At 65.1% G+C, this 23,046-nt stretch carries 20 protein-coding genes and 2 riboswitches; of the genes, 4 read left to right on the forward strand and 16 right to left on the reverse strand.

Features of this window, described 5'->3' with window-relative positions; translation table 11 throughout:
- From ACPDIX_RS10185 to ACPDIX_RS10205, 5 genes are all read right to left on the reverse strand, one after another.
- Window positions 1-576 carry a nitrophenyl compound nitroreductase subunit ArsF family protein gene (locus ACPDIX_RS10185; protein ID WP_423431688.1) on the reverse strand — a complete coding sequence of 192 codons (576 nt, stop codon included), beginning with the start codon at window positions 574-576 and terminating at the stop codon, window positions 1-3.
- Window positions 577-717: 141 nt separating this feature from the next.
- Window positions 718-1,230 carry a thioredoxin family protein gene (locus ACPDIX_RS10190; RefSeq protein WP_423431689.1) on the reverse strand — a complete coding sequence of 171 codons (513 nt, stop codon included), beginning with the start codon at window positions 1,228-1,230 and terminating at the stop codon, window positions 718-720.
- Window positions 1,231-1,428: 198 nt separating this feature from the next.
- The gene (locus ACPDIX_RS10195) at window positions 1,429-2,205 is read right to left on the reverse strand and encodes a pyrroline-5-carboxylate reductase family protein (protein ID WP_423431690.1); all 777 of its coding nucleotides are present in this window, start codon (window positions 2,203-2,205) and stop codon (window positions 1,429-1,431) included.
- Between the two features lie 17 nt (window positions 2,206-2,222).
- Window positions 2,223-2,489, reverse strand: a complete 267-nt coding sequence (locus ACPDIX_RS10200; protein WP_423431691.1) for a thioredoxin family protein — start codon at window positions 2,487-2,489, stop codon at window positions 2,223-2,225.
- A 24-nt stretch (window positions 2,490-2,513) separates the two neighbouring features.
- Window positions 2,514-3,818, reverse strand: a complete 1,305-nt coding sequence (locus ACPDIX_RS10205) for a permease (RefSeq protein WP_423431692.1) — start codon at window positions 3,816-3,818, stop codon at window positions 2,514-2,516.
- Between the two features lie 607 nt (window positions 3,819-4,425).
- Between ACPDIX_RS10205 and ACPDIX_RS10210 the strand changes: the two genes are divergently transcribed.
- From ACPDIX_RS10210 to ACPDIX_RS10220, 3 genes are read left to right on the forward strand one after another with little or no spacing between them, the layout of a single operon-like run.
- Window positions 4,426-5,358: an ATP-binding cassette domain-containing protein gene (locus ACPDIX_RS10210; RefSeq protein WP_423431693.1), complete on the forward strand. Its 933-nt coding sequence runs from the start codon at window positions 4,426-4,428 to the stop codon at window positions 5,356-5,358.
- The gene (locus ACPDIX_RS10215) at window positions 5,355-6,632 is read left to right on the forward strand and encodes an ABC transporter permease (RefSeq protein ID WP_423431694.1); all 1,278 of its coding nucleotides are present in this window, start codon (window positions 5,355-5,357) and stop codon (window positions 6,630-6,632) included. Before ACPDIX_RS10210 ends, ACPDIX_RS10215 begins: the two co-directional genes overlap by 4 nt.
- Window positions 6,629-7,762: an ABC transporter permease gene (locus ACPDIX_RS10220; protein ID WP_423431695.1), complete on the forward strand. Its 1,134-nt coding sequence runs from the start codon at window positions 6,629-6,631 to the stop codon at window positions 7,760-7,762. The genes ACPDIX_RS10215 and ACPDIX_RS10220 overlap by 4 nt, the downstream gene beginning before the upstream one ends.
- Window positions 7,763-8,286: 524 nt before the next feature.
- Here the strand turns inward: ACPDIX_RS10220 and ACPDIX_RS10225 are convergent.
- The 11 genes from ACPDIX_RS10225 to ACPDIX_RS10275 form a co-directional block, all read right to left on the reverse strand.
- Complete coding sequence (locus ACPDIX_RS10225; RefSeq protein WP_423431696.1) at window positions 8,287-8,415, reverse strand: hypothetical protein; 129 nt, start codon at window positions 8,413-8,415, stop codon at window positions 8,287-8,289.
- A 12-nt stretch (window positions 8,416-8,427) separates the two neighbouring features.
- Window positions 8,428-9,318 carry an HlyD family efflux transporter periplasmic adaptor subunit gene (locus tag ACPDIX_RS10230; RefSeq protein WP_423431697.1) on the reverse strand — a complete coding sequence of 297 codons (891 nt, stop codon included), beginning with the start codon at window positions 9,316-9,318 and terminating at the stop codon, window positions 8,428-8,430.
- A 54-nt stretch (window positions 9,319-9,372) separates the two neighbouring features.
- Window positions 9,373-12,039: a magnesium-translocating P-type ATPase gene (mgtA, locus tag ACPDIX_RS10235; RefSeq protein ID WP_423431698.1), complete on the reverse strand. Its 2,667-nt coding sequence runs from the start codon at window positions 12,037-12,039 to the stop codon at window positions 9,373-9,375.
- 237 nt (window positions 12,040-12,276) lie between these two features.
- A complete protein-coding gene (locus ACPDIX_RS10240; protein WP_423431699.1) occupies window positions 12,277-12,702 on the reverse strand; it encodes a universal stress protein in 426 nt (141 codons plus the stop codon).
- Window positions 12,703-12,709: 7 nt separating this feature from the next.
- Window positions 12,710-13,930, reverse strand: coding sequence for a cation:proton antiporter (locus tag ACPDIX_RS10245; protein ID WP_423431700.1), 1,221 nt, complete (start codon window positions 13,928-13,930; stop codon window positions 12,710-12,712).
- Between the two features lie 24 nt (window positions 13,931-13,954).
- A riboswitch (Fluoride riboswitch) is annotated at window positions 13,955-14,046 on the reverse strand.
- Between the two features lie 200 nt (window positions 14,047-14,246).
- Entirely contained in the window at window positions 14,247-15,902 is a 1,656-nt protein-coding gene (locus ACPDIX_RS10250; protein WP_423431701.1) for a dynamin family protein, read from the reverse strand.
- Window positions 15,903-15,916: 14 nt separating this feature from the next.
- Window positions 15,917-16,363 carry a hypothetical protein gene (locus ACPDIX_RS10255; protein WP_423431702.1) on the reverse strand — a complete coding sequence of 149 codons (447 nt, stop codon included), beginning with the start codon at window positions 16,361-16,363 and terminating at the stop codon, window positions 15,917-15,919.
- Between the two features lie 241 nt (window positions 16,364-16,604).
- Window positions 16,605-16,682: riboswitch (Fluoride riboswitch) on the reverse strand.
- 294 nt (window positions 16,683-16,976) lie between these two features.
- Entirely contained in the window at window positions 16,977-18,053 is a 1,077-nt protein-coding gene (gene arsB, locus ACPDIX_RS10260; protein WP_423431703.1) for an ACR3 family arsenite efflux transporter, read from the reverse strand.
- 70 nt (window positions 18,054-18,123) lie between these two features.
- A complete protein-coding gene (locus ACPDIX_RS10265) occupies window positions 18,124-18,993 on the reverse strand; it encodes an arsenite methyltransferase (protein ID WP_423431704.1) in 870 nt (289 codons plus the stop codon).
- A 109-nt stretch (window positions 18,994-19,102) separates the two neighbouring features.
- Window positions 19,103-19,564 (reverse strand): arsenate reductase ArsC, encoded by a 462-nt coding sequence (locus ACPDIX_RS10270; protein ID WP_423431705.1) that lies wholly within the window; start codon window positions 19,562-19,564, stop codon window positions 19,103-19,105.
- On the reverse strand, window positions 19,561-19,926 hold the full coding sequence (locus tag ACPDIX_RS10275) for an ArsR/SmtB family transcription factor (protein WP_423431706.1): 366 nt from the start codon (window positions 19,924-19,926) through the stop codon (window positions 19,561-19,563). Before ACPDIX_RS10275 ends, ACPDIX_RS10270 begins: the two co-directional genes overlap by 4 nt.
- A gap of 897 nt (window positions 19,927-20,823) precedes the next feature.
- On the opposite strand from ACPDIX_RS10275, the gene ACPDIX_RS10280 reads away from it, so the two are divergent.
- On the forward strand, window positions 20,824-23,043 hold the full coding sequence (locus ACPDIX_RS10280) for a PQQ-binding-like beta-propeller repeat protein (protein WP_423431707.1): 2,220 nt from the start codon (window positions 20,824-20,826) through the stop codon (window positions 23,041-23,043).
- Window positions 23,044-23,046: the final 3 nt, after the last annotated feature.

The following is a 23,046-nucleotide window of genomic DNA, read 5'->3' on the forward strand; positions in this document are numbered from 1 at the left end:
TCACAGGTCGTTTGGAGAATGCAAAACACCAGCTTGATTGGGGCCGATTGGCTGCTCCTGCCAATCCAGAAAATTCCGCACTTCCGACTCCACGTAGCTGATCAGCTTGTCCGGCTCATGCACCAGTTGCCACGTATCGGCCAGCAGCTTCCATCGCTCCGGCTTGCCCTCCTGACGCAGAACTAAGACCAGGGAGGGACAGGTCAACTTGTAGTCGGTCAGGAAGTGCCGATTTTCAGGCAGGTCATAATTCACCGATTCCCAAATGAGCCGTTTTGCCGCCAGGTCAGCGCCGAACTGCTGCTCCACCACGGCCCGGGCCAGCGCTTCGATCAGCAGACACGTCTCGCAGCGGACCGTGCCGTGAAAGTAATAGGCCGTCACGGTGTGCGCTGCGGCGTTGGTGACGGCCTGATTCGTGTTACGGGCAACGGACTGCGAATCGGGCAAAAGCGTGAACGGACAGCATGCGCCGTTGCTTTGGGGGCGAATCCCATTTCCGCGGCGCATGACCGCCACCGCCATCATCAGCAGCAGAGCCGCCAGAAAGAAAATGATCTGCGCTCGGAGTTTCATTATTTGCCCATGCATGCCTCACCATCGCTAGCAGGCCACGCCTTCACGGAAGCCAGACCGGCATTACTCCACACCCAATTCCTGGAGCATGACACTCACCCACGCTTGACCAGCCATGGTGACGTGAAGCTTTGCCGCAATTTACTGGGCGGGCTTGCCAGATGCCGCCTCGCCGCCCAGGTCCACCCCCAGTTCACGGAACTTGGCCAGGATGTCTTCCTTGGCGATGAATCCGACGTGGCGCGCCCGCTCGCGGCCCTCGGCGTCGTAGAAGATTTGCGTGGGGATCATCTGGATGCCGTAGCGCCGGCCTGCGTCAGGGTTCTTCCACACGTCAATGAACTCAACCTCCAGGCGGCCGGCATACTCGCGCTTCAGCTCTTCCAAGACGGGCGCCATCATTCTACACGGAATGCACTTGTCAGCACCAAGATCGAGCAACTTGGGCAGCTTTTTCGGAATAGTAGCCGGCGGCGCGGCCGTGGACACGCCTGACGCGTCAGGTGTCTGGCTGGCTGATGGCGCCTGGACAGTCTGCGGTGGCGTGGTGCCACCAGGTCCAGACTCGTTTGTGCCTTTTTGCTTGAGCGCGACCGCAGCAATAACAGCTACAGCCAACGCGGCAACGATTAGGAGCTTAACTTGCGTTTTCATGAGAGTTAACGTGTGTTGAAGCTTGCACCGAACTTCGTACAGGCGGGCGTAGCTCAGGCTTCCAATCTGCTTGGTCCCGGCTTACGGTCAGCAGCATGTGGTCACCTGAACCACTCCCAGCAGCCCGCGGCGTTCCCGAATTGGAACCCCGCGTCACGGTAGACTGGAAATCTGCCCTGCGATGGAAAAACACTGCGTTCATGGTTTGATCTTCTGGTAAATGGCGGGCAGGCGCGCGCGATACAGTTCATTCACATGCGCCTCCATCTCGGTCAGCGGCTTGAGGGGGATCAGGTCCATCACCTCGGGCGGCGTGAGGCCCGATTCGAGCAATGTACGTGCGCTGCCGCAGACCATGCGCTTGAGGGCCGGGACAATCTCGGCATCCCTCAGGCCGAAGCCCGCCGCTACCTCGCGCAGTGCCTGGAGCTGAAACCACAGGCAGGTTGGCCCCATCGCGGTGATCACGGCGTAAGCCTCGAGTTTTTCCTCCGCGACCTCGGGGCACTCGCCCAACGGCTCAAGCAACCCCTTCAGCTCGGACTTGTCAGACTCGGTCAGGCTCGCCGCAAAGCACACCGGGTTGTAGCCTGCGCCAATGATCGAAGGCGCGTTGGGAATCACGCGCGCAATGCGCCCAAACCCGCCCAGCAGCCCGGTCAACTTGGCCACGGTGAACCTGGGTGCGAGCGACACCACGAGTGCACCCGGTTTGAGCGCGCCCTTGATGCCGCCGCAGACCTTCGCCAGCACCGGCGGATGCACGGCCAGGAACACGATGTCCTGCCCGGCAGCCGCCGCGTTAACTGAGGCCGTCTGCACTTCGGGCCACTTGGCCTTGATGCGGGCGAGCGCATCGGCATTGCAATCGCTCACCACAATGTTGGCGGGCAATTTGCCGACGCGCGCCCAGCCAGCAAGAAAGATGCGCGTGATGCGCCCCCCGCCAATGAAGCCGATGCTTTTGTGGTGCATGCCGGTCCTTTACCGCTTCACGTTTTACTTCCCGACTTTTCCGCCCCAGCAGCCTCGCTGAGCAAGGCTTTGAGTTCAGCTACGCTGGGAACCTTGCCGGCCACCTTGACGGTGCCGTTGATGGCCAGCGCGGGCGTCATCATCACGCCCAAGGCCATGATTTGTTTGAGGTCGGTGACCTTGATGAGTTCGTATTGCAGGCCGAGTTCTTTTGCGGCCTGCTCGGTAAACTGCGCAAGGGTTTTGCACCGCGCGCAGCCGGGTCCAATGACTGTTAGTTGCATGATGATTCCTTTCGTTGTGGTTGGTTAAAAAAGCGCGCCGTAAATCATGCCCGTGATCGTGGCCATGACGACAACGAGCGAGACGTACACAACGGTTTTTTTCGTGCCCATGATGCTGCGGAGCACCAGCATGTTGGGCAACGAAAGCGCCGGACCAGCCAAGAGCAGTGCCAAGGCCGGGCCCTTGCCCATGCCGCTACCGATCAGGCCCTGCAAAATGGGCACCTCGGTGAGCGTGGCAAAATACATGAACGCGCCGACCACCGACGCGAAGAAATTCGCCCCGAGCGAATTGCCACCGACGAGGCGGGTTACCCAGGCATTGGGGATCAGCCCTTCGTTGCCTGGTCGGCCCAGCAGCAGGCCGGCCACCAACACTCCGAGCAGCAGCAGGGGCAGAATCTGTTTCGCGAACGTCCACGTCGCCGCAAACCAGTCCCCCGCCTCACCCTCGCTGGTGCTGGTAATGACTGACAGTCCAAGCGCGCCGGCGACAAAGGCAATCATCGGCTCATGGGGAAACGCAGCCGCCAGAGCGGCTGTGGGTATCGCCACAGCCAACACCTTCCACCACGGCACACGGATCCATTTTACCAGCACGATGCCGAGGGCCACGGCGAAGGCTGCCGTAATGCGCCATTTCCAACTCCAGACCGCGTACCAGAAACCGCCGTCCGCGGCGGGCCGTCCCCAGTTTGCAAACACCAGAATCCCAATCATCGTGGCGAAATAAATCACGGTTTGCCCCAGGGGACGCTTCACCTCCGGCTCGGGCGTCATGACCGCGGCGTCGGCCTTTGCCTGTTCTTCCTTGCGAAAGATGAGGTGCATGGCCAGGCCGATGACGACGCTGAACGCCACCGCACCGATGGCGCGCGCGACGCCCAGCTCCAGCCCGAGAATCCGCGCCGTGAGAATAATGGCCAGCACGTTGATCGCGGGGCCGGAATACAGAAACGCTATGGCCGGCCCCAGTCCCGCGCCCATGCGCCAGATGCCCGCAAACAAAGGCAGCACCGTGCAGGAGCACACCGCCAAAATTGTGCCCGAAACTGAAGCCACGCCATAGGCCAGGACCTTGCGCGCCTTTGGCCCGAGATACTTCATCACCGACGCCTGGCTGACAAAGACGCCAATCGCCCCCGCGATGAAGAATGCCGGGATCAAACACATGATGACATGCTCGCGCGCATACCACTTGACGAGTTCGAGGGACTCCCGGATTGCGTTGTCAAATCGGGGTGTTCCGACTGGCAGGAAGAAGCACGCCAGGAACACGGCCACGATTGCAGCCAGCGGTTTCCATTCCTTGCTCCATTCAGTTTTCATGTGTGCGAATTGCCCCATGTCAAAGCCGCGGAGGCTCGCTTCGGAAGCGTCCGCGGACTGCTGTGGTATGTTTGCGCGCTGTTGATCGCGCCGCGGGGCAGGGCGGGAAACGCCTTGAAAAGTGGGGCTTTCGGGCCGGGACCTCGTTTGCGTGGCGGAGGAATCCCTGTTGGGAAGCGCGAAAGGCCGGAACGTGGCGGTGGTGCCCGTCCGTCTGCCCGGGACGGTGTCCCTGGGCTTGGCGCCGTGGGAGGGACCAGCTCTGTGTCATGTCGCAAAGATATTTAGCCAACTGGCTAAGAATGTCAAGGCCCGTGGTGTGCGCAAGGGGGTGGCCGGATCGCCGGGGCCCGAAACCGACCTTGCCGAGGCGGGGTTTACCCGGCAGGCGGCCCAGGGATGCCGGAGCAACAGGCACGCCGATCCCGGACCTGCCGCGGCGGATCCGGGCCGGGCCCTGCGGGAATCGTTCGCCGTCGGGTTGCTTCGGGCGTGGTCCGGCCCCGACGAGAGGCACGGACCGGCCGCTGTGCGGAGGCATTGAACCGGCCCCGCAGGGGCTGGGGTTGGACTTGTCTGGAGCCGGGTTTTCAAGTTGTCTTCGGGCATGTCACTTCTGCGCGTGGAGCGGCTCAGCAAAAGCTTCGGAGCGGTTCGCGCGGTGGACGGCGTCAGCTTCGAGGTGGGTGCCGGAGAATTGTACGGGTTGCTCGGCCCCAATGGCGCCGGCAAGACCACGACGATTGCCATGATTGCCGGTCTTTTGCGGCCGGACTCCGGGGAGGTGTTCATTGACGGACGGCCCCTGGGCGCGGACCCGCAGCGTGCCCGGCGCATCCTGGGTGTGGTTCCCCAGGAGTTGGCCCTTTACGAGGAGCTGAGCGCCCGGGAGAACCTGGAATTTTGGGGGCGCCTGGGGGGCCTCTCGTCGCGGGACGCCCGCAGGCGCGCGACCGAGTTGCTGGAGGCTCTCTCGCTTGCCGATCGCGCGCGCGAGCCGGTGAAGACCTACTCGGGCGGGATGAAGCGGAGGGTGAATCTTGCCTGTGCGCTGCTGCACCGGCCCCGGTTGTTGTTGTTGGACGAGCCGACGGTGGGCATTGATCCCCAGGCACGCCTGGGCATTCTCGAGTTCATTCGGCACCTCCGGCACGAAGGCACGGCCATTCTGTACACGACGCATTACCTCGAGGAGGCCGAGGCGCTCTGCCAGCGCATCGGAATCCTTGACCAGGGACGCCTGCTGGTCGAAGGCACGCTGGCCCGGCTTCGGGAGCGGGTGGGGGGTGACCGGCTGTTTGTACTGGAGGGCGATCTGCGCGGGGCACGGCCCGAGGCGTGGCCCGGGTTTGCCGACCGGTTTCGGGTGATTCAACTCACGGAAGACCACATGGTCACCGCGGCGCGTGACGCCCGCGATCCGGTGGAGTGCCTGCGCGACCTGTTGAGCCTTCCTGTCCGTGTGGAGAACGTGACTGTCAAGCGCCCGAGTTTGAGCGACGTGTTTCTTCAGCTCACCGGGCGGGAGCTGCGTGAATGAACCTGCTGTGCCTGTTGGTTGCCAAGGACCTGCGCCGCGCTTTGCGGAATCCCCTGCCGTGGGTCATCCACCTGGCGATTCCGCTGGCCATCACCGCACTGTTGGGACTGAGCTTCGGGGGTGGAGGCAGCGAGGGCAGGGGACTGGGACGCGTGCGGTTCGCCCTGGTGGATGAGGACGACTCGGCGTTGAGCCGGTTTTTGCGGGGTGCACTGCTGCAGGGGCAGGCGGCGGGCCATTGGGAGCCGGTGGTGCTGGACCGGACATCGGCCCTGGCCCGGTTGGAGGCCAACCAGCTCAGCGCCGTGCTGATCCTGCCGCCGCATTTTACGCGCGACTACCTCACCGGCCGTACACCGGTTCGGCTGGAGCTGATCAAGAACCCTGCCCAAAGCCTTCAGCCGGCCGTGCTGGAGGAGTTGTTGGGGGTGGTGGTGACCGGACTCAATGCCGTGGCGGGCAATCTGCGTTCCGAGTTCCCCGCCTGGCGCCAGGCGCTGGAAAGCGGCGCGGATTACCGGCGCGTGGCCGATCTGATTGTCCGCACCGGTGAAAAACTCGACACCCTGAGGCCCTACCTGGATCCGCCGCGGGTCTGGTACACTCGTGAAGTGAGGTCCGCCGGAGAAGAGCGGTCCGGCGTTTCGGGTACGGTGTCGGGCGTGAACCTGTTCGGTTACCTCCTGGTGGGGTTGAGCACCATGTTCCTGCTGTTTCAGGCCAACACGGCCCGGTCGGACCTGCACCGCGAGTTGGCCTGCGGCACCTTCGAACGCTACCACACGCTGCATGATCGGCTGTGGCCGTTTCTGGTGGCGAAGGGGGTGTTCGTCGGTGCCATGGTGCTGTTGAGCGCGGTTATCCTTTTGGGCGGGGGCGGCCTGGTATTTGGAGTGGCCTGGCAGCGTCCGTGGGTGATGGCTCTCTTGGTGGTGGGATACGCCGTATTTGCCGCCGGGTTCTCGGCTTTGTTTGCTGCGTTCGTGCCGGATGCACGGGCGGCCGACGCGCTGGACAACCTGGTGGTCATGGCGCTGGGATTGGCCGGTGGCTGCGCCTTTCCGCCGCAGTCGCTCCCTGTTTGGGTGCGCGACCACATCACGCCCATGTTGCCGACGGCCTGGTTGGCGCAGACCCTGCGGGAGATGGAGTTCGGCAGCGGCTCGCCGGCCTGGGACCTTGTGCTGCTGCGGCTGGTGGGGTTGGGCCTGGCTCTGCTGGGCGTGGCAGCCTGGCGGTTCCGACGTCGTTTTGCGGAGGGCGGGGTGTCATGAGGGCGATCCTGACGCTGGGCCACAATGATCTGCGGCTTTTTCTGCGGAGCCGGATGGCGACGGTCTGGCTGTTCCTCATGCCCCTGGCGTTCGTGTACTTCATGGGTTTTGCGAATCGGGGTGCGGACGACCCTGCCGATCCCCGGTCGCCCGTTCTGGTGGAGAATCACGATGGGGGTTTTCTCAGTCGGCTCTTTCTCGACGAATTGGGGGCGCAAGGGATGGCGGTTTTGGACCCTTCTCAACGCGCACGCGCCCGGCGCGGCATACGAATCCCGGCCGATTTCACGGAGCGGGTATGCCGGGGCGAGACGGCCCGGGTGGAGTTCTTCCGGGTCAGTGATGCCCTCACGGGCGGGGATGCGCTGATCGAATTCCGTTTGCTGCGTACGGTCATGGCCATGAACGGCCACCTGCTCGAGCTGGTGACGCGCCACGGTTGGGCAGCCGTGACGAACGAGTCGGCCTGGCGATCTGTGCTGTCCCTGGAAGATCCGGTGCGCTTGGAAAGCCGGTTCGCGGGTCGTCGCCCCGTGCCGGCCGGCTTCCATTTTTCGCTGCCGGGCGTCCTGGTGATGTACCTGTTGATGAACCTGACGGTATTCGGCGGTGCGGCCCTGGGGGCCGAGCGGCGCAACGGCGTGCTGCGCCGGTTGGCGGCGACGGCCCTGCCACGGGGCGCGATGATCGCCGGCAAACTTTACGGGCTCGGACTGCTGGGCGGGGTGCAAATTGTCTTTTTGTTGGCGACCGGACGCTTTCTGTTCGGCGTACCGCTGGGTGCGAACCTACCGGCCGTGCTGGTGACGCTGCTGCTCTTTGCCTGGGTGGCTGCCGCGATGGGAGTTCTGGCCGGCAGCGCGATACGCAGCGAGGATCGCGTGGTGGGCATCTGCGTGCTGGCCAGTCTGTTGATGGCCGCGCTGGGCGGCTGTTGGTGGCCTCTGGAGGTTGCGCCGGGCGCGTTGAAGACAGTTGCCCATTTCCTGCCGACCGGCTGGGCCATGGACGCGCTGCATCAGCTCATCAGTTTCGGAGCCGGCTGGACGGCGGTGATCCGGCCGCTGACGGTTCTCACGGGGTTTGGCGCGCTTTTCACCACGTTGGCTGTGCGCGCATTTCGCGTGTGAGATTCCGGCCGTGGCAAGAGAGTCCGGCCCATTCGGGCGGGGCCCGGTCCATCCGGGATCGCGTGCGGGAGGACATCGGCTGGCAAGTGGTCGCGGGGCGGGCCGAACCGGGCGGCCAAGCTTTTCCGGGGGCCTGCGGACCGGGGCGGTCTCGTCTTACTTCGCGTGGCGCCGGCAACAGAACCGTCCGATTGCGAATCCGCTCGGTTCACGGGTGGGTGGCAGAGCAGGCGGACCTGCAATCGCCGGTGGCGACGGCGCGCTGGGAACGTACTCTTCACGATCGGAGGGCAGCGAATCCGCGGGACCCGACGGGTTGCGAGAACCGCACGCCCAACCTGTGGCCGGTGTGGACCGAAATTCGAGCGCCGGCTTGCGCTCCGCGCTGATCCCACGCGCGCGTGGCGTTGCAGAGCTTGCAGACCGAGAGCATCACCGGCACTTCGACCAGCACGCCCACCACCGCGGCCAGCAACACCAGCGAGGTGACCAGGTGGGGTTTTTCAGATAGCCTTCGACGATGTTCATCGGATCCCCTCCGGACGTTTGGCTTCCGCGACTTCAAGGACATGCATTCCTTCCGCCAGGGTCATCAACCTGGCGGGCCGGGCGATGATCACGCGGTCGCCGGCTTTCAATTCGCCCTCGACCACGGCGCGGTCCAGCTAACGGTCCACCACCTTCACCGTCACCGGATGCACCATGCCGTCACGCACCACGAACACATGGGCGCCCTGGTCGCCCTCCAGCAACGCGTCCGCGACCACGGACAGTCCTTCGGCCGTGCTCGAATGCACATCCACCCCGACCGTGGCTCCGGAGACAAGGCCCGGCGGTGGATTCGTTAGATCGACTTCTAAAGCAGCGAGATGAGCGGCGGTCATGGCCGGGAACACCCGCGAGACCTTCTCCTCCAACTCGAGGTCGTCGGGCGTAAGTGTCACCGGTTGGCCGACCTGCAGACGTGGCAGGTCCTCCGTGGGCAGTTGGGCCCGAATGCGAACGGTCTGCTGCCGCACCAACTTGAACAACGGCTTGCCCGGAAGCGCTGGGTCGCCGCTATCAATCCGCACTCCCGCGAGACGCTGCCCGCGCGCGGCCTGCACGCACCGCGCCGCCTTGGTGGCGATGAGCGTCTGAAAATTCAGCACGTTCAGCAGCAGCGTCTCGAGCGGTTGCGCCTCCAGCAGGCCGCCCTCGACGCGCGCCACCGGCTCGAGCGGAAACACCGCCTCGCCCTCCGGCGGCAGCCCGAGCGAACCGCGAAACCGGAATGCCCCCAGCGCCTCCACAAACGCCGCCTCGAACCCCTCGCCCCGCAGAAACGCCTGTTCGGCCTCACCGAACCGGAACTGCTCCAGCGCCTCAACCAGCGTGGCCGCGCCGGCGAAGACGGCGTAACCGCCGCCAAACGGCAGCGTGCGGAAGAAGTAATCGAACACCGCCGGCACGTCGGCCCGGCCCTCCCGCCAGTACACCCAGGCCATGCTCAGCTCGTAACGGTCGGTGTAAAGGCCGCCGAGCATCGGAGGCGCTTCGGTCTGCGGCGCGGTCATGGCCGAAGATTACGGTTGCCGCCGGGTTGCGGCAACGGCCTCCACCGCGCGGGCTCACAGCCAGCTCTTGAACCGGCGGATGTAAACGGCCTTTACGGCTTGCGTCAGCAGACAATAGGCAACGAGCACCAGGGGCAGGTAGAGGAAGTATCCGGCCGGCAGCGGCTGCAACCTGATCGCGGAGGCGATGGGCGAAAACGGCAGCCACACGCCCACGGCCATCACCGCCGCCGTGGTCGCCAGCACCACCGGCGCGGCGGTGCTTTGCAGGAACGGAATCTTCTCCGTGCGGATCATGTGGACGATGAGCGTCTGCGTCAGCAGGCCCACGACGAACCAGCCGGATTGAAAAAGCGACTGCTGGGCAACCGTGTTTGCGCCGAACACGTGCCACATCACCCAAAAGGTCGTGAGGTCGAAGATGGAGCTGATCGGCCCGATGCAGAGCATGAAGGTGGCGATTGTGCCCGCGTTCCACTGCCGCGGCGTTTTCAACCAGTCCTCGTCCATCCGATCCCATGGGATGGCGATTTGGGAAATGTCGTAGAGCAGGTTTTGCACGAGCAGTTGCACCGCCAGCATGGGCAGGAACGGCAGAAACGCGCTGGCCACCAGCACGCTGAAGACGTTCCCGAAGTTGGAGCTGGCGGTCATCTTGATGTATTTGATGACGTTGCCGAAGGTGCGCCGGCCTTCCACGATGCCGCGTTCCAGCACCAGGAGGCTTTTCTCCAGCAGGATGATGTCGGCCGCTTCCCTGGCCACGTCCACGGCGGTGTCCACCGAGATGCCCACATCGGCCTCGCGCAGGGCGGTGGCGTCGTTGATGCCGTCACCCATGAACCCGACGGTGTGGCCGCGCGCCTTGAGCACGCGCACGACGCGGGCTTTTTGCATGGGCGAAAGCTTCGCGAAAATGGTCGTGCGCTCGGCCAGTTCGCCCAGGGCCACGTCGTCCAACGACTCGACCTCCGCGCCGGTGGCGATGTGCGCCACGTCGAGGCCCACGTCGCGGCAGATTTTGCGGGCGACGATGGCGTTGTCGCCGGTGAGGATTTTCACGGTCACGCCGTGTTCGCGCAGCAGGCGCAGCGCCTCCGCCGTGGTTTCCTTGGCCGGGTCGAGAAAGGCCACGAACCCGGAGAACACCAGATCGCACTCATCCGCGGCTGAAACCGGCGGTGCGTCGGGCGGCAGCTTTTTGTATCCCACCGCGACCACTCGAAGGCCATCCTCGTTGAGCCGGTCGCGCAGCGCCTTCAACTGCTCGCGCAGGACCGGCGAGAGGGCGGCGATGCGCCCGTCGTCTTCGACGTGCGTGCAAATATCCAACATTTCCTCGACCGCGCCCTTGCAGTAAAGAACACGCTCCCGCCGCGAGCGGGTCAGCACCACGGACATGCGCCGGCGGACGAAGTCGAACGGGATTTCGTCCACCTTCCACCATTGCTTGGCGACCTCGCGGAGGCCGAGGGCTTCGGCGCGGTCAATCACGGCGCGATCGAGCAGGTTCTTCAGCCCCGTTTGGAACAGGCTGTTGAGGTAGGCATGCTCGAGCACGCGCCGGCTGTCGCTGCCACGCAAGTCCACGTGGCGAATGAGCACCACCTTGTCCTGCGTGAGCGTGCCGGTCTTGTCGGTGCACAGCACGTCCATCGCGCCGAAGTTCTGGATGGCGTGCAGCCTTTTGACGATGGTTTTCTGGCGGGCCAGCGCGATCGCCCCGCGGGCGAGGTTGGCGTTGACGATCATCGGCAGCATCTCCGGCGTCAGGCCCACGGCGATGGCGACGGCGAACAGGAAGGCATCGAGCCAATCGTGTTTGAGCAGGCCGTTGATGAGGAACACCAGCGGCGTCATCACCAGCATGAATCGGATCAGCAGCCAACTGACCTGACGGACGCCGCGGTCAAAGGCCGTTTCGGGCCGCTTGGCGCTGAGTTTTTCGGCCATTTGGCCGAAGTAGGTGCGGTTGCCGGTGGCCAGCACCACGGCCTTGCCCGTGCCGCTGACGATGCTGCTGCCCATGAACAGCAGGTGCGGCGAATCCAGCACCTCCGCCGGCAGAACCTCGCGCGCGGCGGCCTCGCGCCGGGGCAATTGGCGCTCCGGTTCGTATTTCTCCACCGGCATGGCCTCGCCGGTAAGCGCAGATTGCGTGACGAACAGGTCGCGCGATTCGAGCAGGCGCAAGTCCGCGGGGATCATGTCGCCGGCCGAGAGCAGCACGATGTCGCCGGGCACAAGCTCCCGCGTGGGAATGTCGGAGGCGAGGCGGTTCAAGGCGTTCGGCTTGCGGTTCACGCCCGCGTTTTCCGCGCGCAACACGGTGGCCTCTGTGCGCATCATCCGGCGCAGCGACTCGGCCTGCATCTGGGATTTCAGCTCCTGCCAGAACCGCAACCCGACGCTCAGCACAATCATCGCCAGCATGACGACCGTGGCCTTCAGGTCACCGGTGACGAACGAAATCACCACCAGCACACCGAGCACGGCGTTGAAGGGATGTTTGAGCGCGCCCCACAGAATCACCGGCCAGCCGGGTGGTTTCTGGGCGGACAGCTCATTCGGGCCGAATTGTTCGAGCCGGCGAACTGCTTCGCTCCAGGACAAGCCCTCGGGCGAGGTCTGCAGACGTCGCAGTACCTCGGCCAGGTCGGCCCTAGCCGCTTCGACGAGGGTGTCAAACAGCCGCAGGTGACTGTCGCCCGGAGCAGTCATGTTTCCTCCGACAGCGTGTCGTGCTGCCGACCAAACGTCATCTCGGCCCGCAACAAGTCATGCAGCGTCACCACGCCTGCCTCGCCGCCGTCTGGCGAGTCGCGCTGACCGCTGTCCACAGGCGAAGGATATGGTCTGCGGTTTTTTGGAACAACGCACTTTCGTTGGGCGCAAGCGCGTCGGCGGATACACTGGCCTGACGCAGCCTTGCCGCGCGCATACCGGGGTTGGCGCGTGTCAGCTCTTGACGATCAACACGCTGCAATGGGCGTGGTCGCTGATGCGGTCGGTGGTGTCGCCCAACAGCCGCCCCCACAGTTCCGAATGATCGCTGTGGCCCACGACGATCAGGTCGTAACCGCCCTCTTTGGCGAAGTTGACGATGATTTTGGCCGGATGGCCGTGGCGCGTCTCGCACCGGATGGTGATGCCGTGTTGGGCGGCCACGTCGGCAACCTCCCGCTGGCGTTCGCGGAAGTATTCGTCCGCCGCATCGGCTTCGCCCTCGGGTTCGCCGGGCAGGTCGGTGTAACGCGACAAAGGCTCGCGCACCCAAAGGGCCGTGAGCTGTGCGCCGGATTGTTTCGCCATGACGGCCGCGCGCTGGAGCGCCGCTTTGCCGCCTTTCGAACCGTCGTAGCCGACGAGGATTTTCGTGAACATGGTTGCCTCACTTCTCTGCGGGTTGAACTGCGGAGTCGGGCCGACCCCGGCCCGGCCCTCGATGCCGCTGTCCCCAGGCGTTCATTTGCTCCAAGGTTGGCTCGAAAAACTTCTGCGCGATCACCGTCGGGACAATCGCGCTCAGGATGACGACGGTGACCAGGATGGAATACTGCCGCTGGTCAATGATCCGGTTTTGCAGGCCGAACAGGGCCGAGATTGTGCCGAAGGTCAGGCCGGTGGACATGAGCAGCGTGGTGTAGTTGGCCTCACGCGCGCGCAGGTGGAACAGGCGCGAGAGCGGCAGCACGCCGATGAATTTGGTGATCATTTTCAGCGCCAGCAACAGGCCGATGACGCCCAGGGCTGTCCAGAGCGCGGGCAACGCCACAAACGAGCCGGCCCGGATGAAGTAAAACGGCGTGAACATGGCAAAGGCAATCGAGCGCATCCGATGCACCAGCGTCTTGTCCCGCAGAAACACCCCGGCCAGCACCAGCCCGAGCAGATAGGCCGGCAACACCGCCTCGCTTTTGGCCGTGGACGCCAGCCCGCCCAGGAAGAACAGCACGAAGAAGATGAACTTGATTTCCGGCTCGCTCACGCGCGTTGCCCCGAACCGGGCCACGATCCGGTGCATCCAGCGCGGCATCAGCCAGAGCGCCAGGGCGGTGACCACGACAAACACCAGCAGCCAGAGGTTGAAGTTGGCGAAGATCAGGCCCAGGGCGACCACCGTGCCGAGGTCGTTGATGAAACAGGCGGCCAGGATCATCCTGCCCAACGCGGTTTCGCTCTGCCCGGTTTCGATCATCACTGCATCAACGACGGCCACGGAAGTGGTCGAGAGCGCGATGCCGGCGATTTGGGCCTGGGGCATCGGCCAACCGAGCGCCAGTTGCGTGAAGGCCCACACGCCGCCAAAGGGCAGCAGAAACGCCGCCGTGCCGATGGCCAGGCTGGGCCGCAAGTTGGCCCGCAACGCCACCGGATCAATCTCCGCCCCGGCCAGAAACGTCAGCACCCCGCTGCCGAGCATGGCCAGGAAGTTGGTCCAGTCGGTCGAGCGGAGCAGTGAATGGCCGTCGCCAAAGTGGAGGTTACCGGCGGCGACGCCGACGAGGATTTCGATGAGGGCAACCGAGATGCCCAGCCGTATTGAGATGAGGCTGGCCAGCAGTGCCAGGCCGATCCAGATGGCCGCGATGAACCAGATGTTTTCCAGCATAAACACAAACTCCCGCCAAAAGCGGTTTTGGCAGGAGTCATCAGCGCTGAACCCGGTTCAGGCGGTTCTCTCCGCCGCTCGTGGCGGAGACGGCAAACTCCATTGCCGACCTGTTCAAAGCGGCCGTTCGTTCCCTGGCCGTCAAGAAAGTCCGCCAATGACCACCGCCGCACCCGCTGCCCCTTGTGATCGAAGGGCGCACTTGATCTTGGTCCGGCTCGGTTGCGGCTTCAAATCGTCGTGCAATGAGCCGACGCCGTTTCGGTTCGGGAAATGGCCGGGGCTCATTCCCGTGCCACGATGACCTGTTGGGCAGTCACCGGGATGCAGTTTCTTGCGGGCATACCGCCGGTTCTTGGCAGCATCGGGTGAAGGCCTCGAGCCGCCGCATTTGTTCCTTCAGGCCCGGCAGGTCGGAAGGGGTTTGCGCGAGCAGTCGTTCCAGGTCGTTCAGTTCAGCGCGGGCAGCGGCCTCTGCCTCGCGTGAGAGCCGGGTCAGGGCGGCTTGAATCCGGTCACGCCACGCCGCGGCCAGGCGCGAGATGTTTTTTGCGACCTCGTAACGGGCCTTGCGCGCAAGGACGTGTTCGATTGGCCTCCGAAAGAGGCGCGTCGGGATCAGCCAGGCCAGGGTGCTGAACATCACCTCCGTGGCCCAGGCCACGTCCACCGGCGGCGCTTCGGGTGGGGCAAGCTGTAGAGTGAACTCGCGCGGCGCCAGCGAGACACCCAGGGCGGAGCGGACGTGCCCGGACAACCGGTCGTGGAAGGCTTGCAGGGTGCGGTGCAGATGCGTGCGGGTTCGTTCCAACGGCTCGAGAAACAGGTCCGCCTGGTCTTGGGAAATCTCGCTCAATTCATGCCGCAGCCAGTCATGCAGCCACGCGCGCCAGGTCTCGAGGATGCGCGGCAGGGGCAGACGCCACTCGAGCATCCGTTGATGAAGTTCGGATGTCACTCGGGCCTGAAGGGCGGCCTGCGTGGGCTGCAGCTTGAGGAGATAATCGTCCAGCGCCCGGGCGGCGGCGTCGTGCGGGAGCAGGCTCAGTTCGGCTCGCAGCAGGTCGAAGCGGGAACGTTCCTCGGCCAGACGCTGCCGCAAGGCCTCACGTGCCGATTCGGTTTGGGCGGCTGCGGCCAGGGCCACCTGGAGATGTTGCAGCAGTTGCATCCGCAGTTCCTCCAATTTATGGAGCAGGATCTCCCGGCCTGCTTCGGTGGCGTGCTGTCGCAAGGGCTCGAGCAGTTCGGTCCGCAGGAGGCTTTTCAGTGCGGCCAGTTCGGGTCGGACGGAATAAAAGAAGACGGCGAGGTCGCTCAGCCCTCTATGGTGCAATTGGGATGTGACGAAAGACCGCACCTCGGTTCGTTGGGTTTCGGTCAGCAGATCGGCCTTGGTGAGTAACAGCGCCACGCGAGGGGTTTGACGGCGCAACTCCGCCAGCAGATTCAGATCGCGCTCCGAGAGCGGCGCATCGGAGCTGATCGCCACCAGCGCCGCGGCGGCTTGCGGCAACCAATTCCAGGCGACCTCGGTGTTGTGTTCCAGAGCGCTGCCGAGACCTGGCGTGTCCACGAAGGTGAGCGGGGCAAGGGGCTTCAGTTCGGGCAGCGCCACTTCCACCTGCGCAACCTGGCGCCGGTTTTCCGGATTTTCTTTCTCGGTGACATACAGCGCGAGGTCGGTCACCGGAATTTCCCTTCGCGTCCCATCCAAGAATTGCACCTCGGCGCGGTCCTGCTCGCCCGCTCGCAGCCGGGTGATCACGGCGGTGAGTGGGATCACCCCGACCGGCAGGACCGCTCTGCCGATCAGGTCGTTGAGAAACGAGCTTTTCCCGGCTTTGAAACGGCCCAAAACGGCCACCTCCAGAGATCCGCGGCTTTGCATCAGCCGCCGGCAGGATTCCACCCGCGCCGCCAGGTGGCCGAGACGCCATTCAGCCACCAAGGGAGCCAAAACATTCAGCATGGTTTCAGGCTGATTCATGGGCAAGGAGGGCTTTGCAGCCTCGCGATCAGGCGGTGGATGGCTTCCTCCAGCACCGCGATTTCGCGCTCGAGATAATCCGCTGTTTCCGTCGGCACGTCGCCGTAGCCCCGTAAGCCGTGCTCCGGGCGACATTCCTCCAGACCGATGGCGGCCAGCTCCAGGCCCACCACCAGAGAGCGGCGCACCGATTCATTGGCGGCCGGCAGGGCCAGCGCATCCGCCAGCCGCCAAACCCTCGCTTCCACCTCGCTCACCTCTGGCATCAGACTGGCGGCCTCGCGCGGATCGAAGCACTCCTCGTAACGGGTCAGGCGCAGATTTTGCGGTGGGTGTTGGAGGTGGGTTCGCAACTCGGCCAACAGTTTTTCCAAGGTCGCCAGCGTGACGCGCACGTGGCGTGCCTGGGCCTCGTTCAGGGGCGGAAACGCTTCAGGTTTCATCGGGTGGGGAAAGGTCAAAGGTATCGCTGAAAGCAACGGGTGAAGGCCGGGGCGTAAAGGGAACAATTCGCGGCCTTCGTTGTCCGCCCTGCTGCGCGTCCGGCCAAGGTGCGCAACCCGCGGCGGCTGCATCCGGGCGCTTCAAGCCGGCCCATTCCGCGGTTGGAGGGAACGCGGGAGGACAACCCTTCAGCCCGTGCGCGGAACATGGTTGCATGACTCGCTGCCGTGTCACTTGTTGCGGGCGGTAGGAGTCATCAGTCCGGTGTCCCAGGACGGTTTCCCCGAAGGGGCGGCAAACTCCATTGCCGTGTGACAGGTTAGCGGATCGCACCTTCAGGTGCAACGCCATTGCCCTCGGGATCTCCACACGTTTCTGATGGGGAACGCCAGCTTGAAGGCCACGGGCGTTGTCTGCCGCTGCGCGTTGGCTCAACAGACCGTGGGGAACGAGACCCACAGGCAGCATCGCGTGGTCGCGATCATCGCGGTGGGCAGGAGCGCAGCACACCCGCGGGTTGGCCCGCAGAGTGGGAGGCGGCCAAATCAACCAGCTCTACGGATCTCGTTCTCCACCGCGGGATCACGACCGGCTATACGCTCAACCCTGGGTTCAAGCCCCTGCTTCCAAGCCGCGCTGATACCACGCGCGCGTGGCGTTGCAGAGCTTGCAGACCGAGAGCATCACCGGCACTTCGACCAGCACGCCGACCACGCAGGCCAGCGCTGCGGGCGAACCCGGGCCGAACAGCGTGATGGCCACGGCCACCGCCAGTTCGAAGAAGTTGCTGGCGCCGATCAGCGCGCCGGGTGAGGCCACGTTGTGGGGCACTTTGAACAGCCACATCAAGCCGTAGGCCAGGCTCGAATTGAAATAGACCTGCACCAGAATCGGCACGGCCAGCAGGACGACGGCGAACCACTTGGTCGTCAGATTCTCCGCCTGGAAGGCGAAGATCAGCACCAGCGTGGCCAGCAACGCCACCACGGTGACGGGATGGAATTTCGGCAGGAAATTCTTTTCAAACCATTCCCGGCCGTGCGACTTCAGCAGCAGCGTGCGCGTCAGGTACCCTGCCGCCAGCGGGATGACGATGAACACGACGACCGAGGTGATGAGCACTTTGCTGGGCACGACCACGTTGGCCACGCCGCACAGGAACATCACGATGGGCGCAAAGGCGAAGAGCATGATCAGGTCGTTGAGCGCCACTTGCACCAGCGTGTAGGCCGGGTCGCCATCGGTGAGGTAGCTCCAGACGAACACCATGGCGGTGCAGGGCGCGGCGGCCAGGATGATGAGGCCGGCGGTGTAGTTGCGGGCGGTCTCGGGGTCAATCCACGGGGCAAAGACGTGTTGAAGGAAGACCCAGGCGAAGAAGGCCATGCTGAAGGGCTTGACCAGCCAGTTGACGAACAGGGTGATCAGCAGGCCCTTGGGGCGTTTGGTCACGCCCACCAGCGAGCCGAAGTCAATCTTGAGCATCATCGGGTAGATCATCAGCCAGATGAGCACGGCGATGGGGATGTTCACCTGCGAGCCTTGGCCGAATTCGAGCCGGCTCAGGGCGGCGACCGTGCCCGGCATCAGTTTGCCGAGGGCCACGCCCACGACCATGCAGATCAGCACCCAGATTGACAGGTAACGCTCGAAGAAGTTCAGCCGCTTGGGTGGTAAGGTCTGCGTCATCGTTGTTCGGTTGCCCGTTCCTACGGCGGTGCTCATGGGGAGTCGTGTGTGGACTGTGATTCGTGGGGGATTACGCCGGGTCGTTGCCACGGCCGGATACGGCCGGTTTGCGCGCGGTGATTTCGAGGCTAGTGATGAAGTCGCCGGGCTTCGTGCCGGGCGGCAGGTGGGCGAGGATTTCGCGGTAAAGCGGGTCTTGCCAGTCGGCCATGCTGTCCACGTAATCCGAGCGCGGTGTCAGCACAATGTCCACCAGGCCGGCCTCGCGCGCCATGCGCTCGGTTTCGCTCACCAACACCGCGCCGGCGATGCAGCCAACCAGCGCTTGCACGCTTTCGACAATGGCCGGCGGCAGCGGCTGCAGCAGCGCCAGATCGGACACGGCCACACGCCCGCCCGGTTTGAGCACGCGGACAATCTCGCGCCAGACCTGCGGTTTGTCGGGCGAAAGGTTGATGACACAGTTGGAGATCACGACGTCCACGCTGGCGTCGGCCACGGGCAAATGCTCGATTTCTCCGAGCCGGAACTCGACGTTGTCCAGCCCGGTTTGCTGGCGGTACACAGCGGCGTTGCGCCGGGCTTTGGCGATCATTTCCGGCGTCATGTCCACGCCGATGACGCGGCCCGTGGGGCCGACCTTGCGTCCGGCGATGAAGACGTCGAAGCCGGCGCCGCTGCCCAGGTCCAGGACGACCTCACCCGGCTTGAGTGCCGCCAGAGCGTTCGGATTGCCACAGGACAGGCCCAGGTTCGCGCCTTCGGGCAGCGCAGCCAGTTCATCGGCGGAATAGCCGATGCGCTCGGCCAGGGTGTCGGGCGCTGCATTGCCACAACAAGAGGTGGCCGGACCACAACACGAGTCGCCTTCCCGGGCGATGGCGCCGTAGCCGGCGCGGACCTGTTCACGGATTTCCTGAGCGTGGAGTTCGTTGTTCATGGAGTGGATGGATTGAATTTGCGATTCAAGCTGGTGAGTTCGCTAACGGTGGTCGTTTCGCACAGCGGCAGACCGGCGGTCTGCGCTTCGTGGCAGTGGCGCGCGGGTTTCATGCCTGATTCCCCGCGGGTTTTTGGCCGGCGCGGAGCTGGTCGCGCCGACCGGCGGCGTATGCTTCGAAGACCCGACGGATTTCGTCGCGCACCCGACGGAACACGGCGAGTTTCTCCTCGTCGGTGCCCGTGGCTTTGGCCGGGTCGTCGAAGGGCCAGTGATGGCGATTGACCTGCCCGGGAAAGGTGGGGCAGGCCTGGTCGGCGTTGCCGCAAACGGTGATGACGGTTTCGACGGGGCGGTTGAGAAACTCGTTCAGGTGCTTGGAGCGATGGCCGGAGATATCAATCCCGATTTCGCGCATGACCTGGATGGCCAACGGGTGCACGTAGCCGGCCGGATTCGAGCCGGCGCTGGCCACCTCGAGAAAATCGCCGGCGGCGGCGCGGAGGATGCCTTCGGCCAGGTGACTGCGACAGGAGTTGCCGGTGCAGAGGATCAGAACGAGCGGTTTCATGCGCGGAGTTGTTTGCGGCAAAGGTCGGATGGGTCGCATCGGCGGATGGCCGCCAGGCGTTTGCGGTCGGCCACGGCCTCGGGAGAGCGGCCGAGCGTCATGACGACCCAGTCCAGTGCCTTGCGCACGGCCGCGGGCGCGTGGCGGCCCGGCAGCGCGTAGTAGATCCAGCGCCCCTCCCTGCGCTGGGTGACCAGGCCGGCCTGGTGCAGGATGGCCAGGTGTTTGGAGATGGTGGAGGGGGCGAGTCCGAACAACTCGGTGATCTGGCACACGCACAGCTCGCCCTCGCGCAGCGCCAGGAGCGCCCGCACGCGTGTGGGGTCGGCCAGTGCCCGGGTGATGCTCAAGAACTCGTGCATTTTTCGACATATTGCCAAACGACGAAATATCGTCAAGACCCCGACCGGTGCGGCTGGCCGCGCCCGCCCGGTGCGGCCCCGGCGGGTCCGTGTCGCGAGCGAACCGCGGAACGGACGGCGTGCGGCGGCGCGGGCGGGAAACAGGCCGGCGGTGAATCCCGCGCACGGGTGGAATCGGGGTCTGCCCGGATTCCTCGCCCGCCTGATCCGGGGCACGAGTGCGGTGAGTTGCGCGTGAACCGCACTCCGGTCCGACCCGGCACGACAGAGCCCCGGTGGGCCGCGGCCGAATCCACGAGAGGAGCCGCGTCGTGTGGGCCACGCATGCTGCGTCCGCGTGGTGCGGCGGCCTTCCGGAGTGTTTTTTCCCGGTTTGGGGCCTGTGTGGATGATTGCGAAACGGCTGCGCGGGCGGTGGCGTGGTGGCGGCGGGTGGGACGACCCCGGGGTCGGCTCCTCTGTGAATGCCTCCGTCCGGACGGTGGGCCCTGCGGCACCGGTGCTTGGCGGGGCGGGGCTGGGAAGTCGGATGGGCGGTGGGTGCGGGGAGACACGGTACGACCGGAGCGCCGCCGTTCGGTTGGGAGAAACCCGCGGCAAGGGAGGGGTCGGGGACTGGTGGAGGGGCCTGAGTGCAGCGCTTTGTGTCGGTGTGGAAACAAGGGAGTGGGCCGAGGGGGTCGTCGGGGGGCGTCTACACGCGAACTTTCCGCCGGGGATTCGCATCAGTGCGACCGGGGCGAGGGCGGAGGTTCCGTGTGCTCACCGGCCGGAATGCGGGGAAGGTGCGATCCGTGGTGTTTGGCTTGACGCAAGCGGAGCAGGGACATAGGCGTGTGGGAGCCGGTTGCCAGTTGGATCCCGACGGGGCGGCATGTGGTTGGCTTGCGAGCGTCCATGGAAGGTCCTCAATCGTTCGAAAGAGGGGCGGTCAGGTGCAGGGGTGGAGCCTGCCTGCTGGGGAAACGACTCCGGAGAGTTTGCGGGCTCTTCCTGGTGGTCCAGGCGGCGGGACAAGCCGTGGTTGGCGGTGCGGGCCGGGATTGGGACGAATATCTGGGAGATCCGGGTCGATCGCATTATTCGGAGTTGCGGCAGATTCACCGGCACAATGTGCATCGGTTGAAGGTGGCGTGGGTGTACCGGAGCGGTGACGCTCGAACGAACCCGCCCTCGCAGATTCAGTGCAATCCTCTGGTGGTGGAGGGTGTTCTGTACGGGACCTCGCCGGGTTTGAAACTCTTTGCTCTGGACGCGGCGAGCGGCCGGGAGCTGTGGAGGTTCGATCCCGTGGCAGCGGGTCTGCCCGGGACCGACGGCGGGATCAACCGGGGCGTGGCGCTCTGGAAAGACGGCACGCGCGCGCGGCTGTTCTACATCGCAGGCCCCTGGTTGTTGTGCGTGGACGCGCGCACGGGGCGGCTCGTGCCGGAGTTCGGTCGCGAGGGCCGGGTGGATCTGCGTGACGATCTGGGGCGGGACGCGCGGAACCTCTACGTGGCGGGAACCTCGCCTCCCGCGTTGTACGAGGACCTCGTCATCGTGCCCGTGAGAGTGGGCGAGGGGCCCGAGCCGGCCGCGCCGGGGCACGTGCGTGCCTATGACGCGCGCACCGGCCGGTTGGTTTGGCGGTTTCACACCATTCCGCAACCGGGCGAGCCGGGCCACGAGACCTGGCCGCCGGATGCGTGGCGTCACGTCGGGGGCGCGAATTGCTGGGCCGGCATGGCCGTGGACAGCCGCCGCGGCATCGTCTTCGTGCCCACCGGATCCGCCACCTACGACTTTTGGGGCGGCGACCGAATCGGCGAGAACCTCTACGCCAACTGCCTGCTCGCCCTTGACGCGCGGACCGGTCGGCTGCTCTGGCATTTTCAGTTCGTGCATCACGATCTGTGGGACCGCGACCTGCCCGCCCCGCCCACACTCTGCACCGTCCGCCGGAACGGGCGCCTGATCGAGGCGGTGGCACAGGTCACCAAGTCGGGGCATGTCTTCGTTTTCGATCGTCTCACCGGCCGGTCGCTCTTTCCCGTGGAAGAACGCCCCGTGCCGGCGAGTGATCTGCCGGGTGAATCCGCCTGGCCCACGCAACCATTCCCGCTGCGCCCGGCTCCGTTCGCCCGCCAGTTGTTCACCTACTCGGAGATCACCGACCGCTCGCCGGCCGCGCACCGTACGGTGCTGGACCGGTTTGCGCGGCTCCGGCCGCACGTGCCGTTCCAACCGCCGAGTCGCGAGGGCACCATCATCCTGCCCGGTTTCGACGGCGGGGCGGAATGGGGTGGCGCAGCCGTGGACCCGGGAGGGGTGTTGTATGTAAACGCCAACGAGATGCCCTGGGTCCTGACCATGGTGGAGGTGCCCGCACCGGGCAGCGGTGCAGTTCCGGACGGGCCCTCGCTCTATCTGCAGATCTGTGCGGCCTGTCACGGGACGGATCGCAAGGGCCGGACCGCCCACGGCCAGGAGGTGCCGCCGCTGCTCGAGATCGGTCGCAAGCTGGACCGTCACGGCTTCCTCCAACTGTTGGAGACCGGCCGCGGCGGCATGCCTTCCTTCGCCTTCCTCACACCGGAACAAAAGGCCGCGCTGGCGGATCACCTGCTCGGCACCGGGGAAGCCGCTTCCCCGCCCGCGCCCATCCGCCGGTCCGCCACCCCCGTCCATGCGCTGGGACGGGTGCCTTTCGTGTCCACCGGCTATCACCGTTGGCTCGATCCGGACGGTTACCCCGCCATCAAACCGCCGTGGGGCACGCTCACCGCGATTGACCTCAACACCGGCGAGTTTCGCTGGCAGATCCCCCTGGGTGAATACCCGGAGCTGATCGCACGAGGCGTCCCACCGACGGGAACCGAGAACTACGGCGGCCCTCTCGTGACCGCGGGTGATCTGCTGTTCATCGCCGCGACGAGGGACCAGAAGTTCCGTGCGTTCGACCGCCGCAACGGGCGCCTGTTGTGGGAGACGCGACTGCCCGCGGGCGGCTACGCCACGCCTGCCACGTACCAGGTGAACGGGCGCCAGTTCGTGGTCATCGCCTGCGGCGGTGGAAAAATGGGGACACCCGCCGGCGACGCTTACGTGGCATTTGCCCTGCCCGAAGCGGACTGAGAG

The sequence above is a fragment of the Limisphaera sp. 4302-co genome, from assembly GCF_049537155.1.
Taxonomy (GTDB): domain Bacteria; phylum Verrucomicrobiota; class Verrucomicrobiia; order Limisphaerales; family Limisphaeraceae; genus Limisphaera.